This is a genomic window from Klebsiella sp. MS 92-3 (assembly GCF_000195655.1).
GTDB classification, from domain to species: domain Bacteria; phylum Pseudomonadota; class Gammaproteobacteria; order Enterobacterales; family Enterobacteriaceae; genus Klebsiella; species Klebsiella pneumoniae.
The window spans coordinates 1-1,688 of the sequence record NZ_GL882866.1 but is presented as its reverse complement, the minus strand read 5'-3'; the positions used below and the strand labels follow the sequence as shown (position 1 = coordinate 1,688).

Genomic DNA, 1,688 nt, shown 5'->3' with positions numbered 1-1,688 from the left:
CGAGGCAACGGAGCGTTACCTGCCGGCGATGACCGATCTGCTGCGCTGGAAGGCTTAAAGATGAAGCACGCCGGTGCTGAACCGCAGCGCCGGCTCAACGTCCACCGCCAGCCATGTCGGGCCGTCGAGGTCAGCGAAGCGCGCCAGCGGCGCCAGAGGGAGCGCGGCGGCGATCCCGCGCGAGGTGCAGAGCATACAGCCCAGCATCCGTTCAAATTCCTGCCGTTCCGCCTCCCCGGCCAGAGCCAGCGCTTCGGTCAGGCCGCCCGTTTTATCCAGTTTGATATTGATCATCTCATAGCGCCCGCGCAGCCGCGGCAGGCTCTCCCGGGTGTGGCAGCTCTCGTCGGCGCAAATCGGCAGCGGATGAACGAAGTTTTCCAGCGCCGAGTCGTCGTCGGCGGGGAGCGGCTGCTCAAGCATCGCCACACCGAGGTCCGCCAGCAGCTGACAGCGCGCCGCCAGCCCCTCGCTGTGCCAGGACTCATTGGCGTCAACAATCAGCGTAGCCTCCGGCGCCGCCTGGCGGATAGCGATTAGCCGCTCGCTGATCAGTCGATCGTCGAGCTTCACCTTCAACAGCTGGGCCCCTGCCTGCCACAGTGCCGCGGCGCTGGCCGCCATCTGATCCGGCGTGCCAATGACCACCGTCTGGGCGGTAATCACCCGGTTAGGCAACGCCACGCCCAACAGCTGGGCCAAGGTTTTGCCTTCGCGCCGGGCCTGCAGATCCCATAGCGCGCAGTCAATGGCATTGCGCGCGGCGCCTGCCGGCAGCAGCCGCTGCAGCTGTTCGCGGGTAAGCCCCGCCTCCAGTTGCTCGCCGATCGCCATCACCTGGGCCATGACCGAGGCGATGCTCTCGCCATAGCGGGGATAGGGTGTGCATTCGCCTACCCCTTTCACGCCGTCCTCTTCCAGTTCCACTACCACCACTTTCGCCTCGCTGCGGCTACCGCGGGCGATCACAAAAGGGGTATGGAGCGGCCAGGCTTCCTCATACACTCGCACGTTACGCATTCCCTTGTCCTCTCTGGTAAATGTTAAATAGGGTTTGCCGTGTAGCTGGCGGATGTCATACACTACTCGCGACGTTAACTATATGTAAACAGGAAGATAACCATGTCACAAACCGTGCATTTCCAGGGCAACCCCGTTTCTGTTCAGGGCACCATTCCGCAGGCAGGCGCTAAAGCGCAGCCGTTTACGCTGGTCGCCAAAGATCTCTCTGACGTCGCGCTGAGCCAGTACGCCGGCAAACGTAAAGTACTGAATATTTTCCCGAGCATTGATACCGGCGTGTGTGCCGCATCAGTGCGTAAATTCAACCAGCTGGCCGCTGAACTGGACAACACCGTAGTGCTGTGCATTTCCGCTGACCTGCCGTTCGCCCAGTCCCGCTTCTGCGGCGCGGAAGGCCTGAGCAATGTGGTCACCCTGTCCACGCTGCGCGGCGCGTCCTTCCTCGCTGACTACGGCGTCGCCATCGCCACCGGTCCGCTGGCTGGCCTGGCTGCGCGTGCGGTGGTCGTAATCGATGAAAACGATCAGGTCGTCTACAGCCAGCTGGTGAACGAAATCACCGAAGAGCCGGACTACGACGCCGCGCTGGCCGCCCTGAAAGCCTGATAACAGATTGCCCGGGCGCGTCGCGCTCGCGGACATTCGATCTGCCCAGCCCCCCCCCC

At 63.2% G+C, this 1,688-nt stretch carries 2 protein-coding genes; one reads left to right on the top strand and one right to left on the bottom strand.

Going from position 1 to position 1,688, the window contains the following annotated elements; translation table 11 throughout:
* Positions 1 to 54 precede the first annotated feature (54 nt).
* Positions 55 to 1,020: an L-Ala-D/L-Glu epimerase gene (gene ycjG / locus HMPREF9538_RS02280; RefSeq protein ID WP_004892699.1), complete on the bottom strand. Its 966-nt coding sequence runs from the start codon at positions 1,018 to 1,020 to the stop codon at positions 55 to 57.
* 102 nt (positions 1,021 to 1,122) lie between these two features.
* Here ycjG and tpx point away from each other — a divergent pair, with 102 nt between their 5' ends.
* Positions 1,123 to 1,629, top strand: coding sequence for a thiol peroxidase (tpx, locus tag HMPREF9538_RS02285; protein ID WP_004152131.1), 507 nt, complete (start codon positions 1,123 to 1,125; stop codon positions 1,627 to 1,629).
* Positions 1,630 to 1,688: the final 59 nt, after the last annotated feature.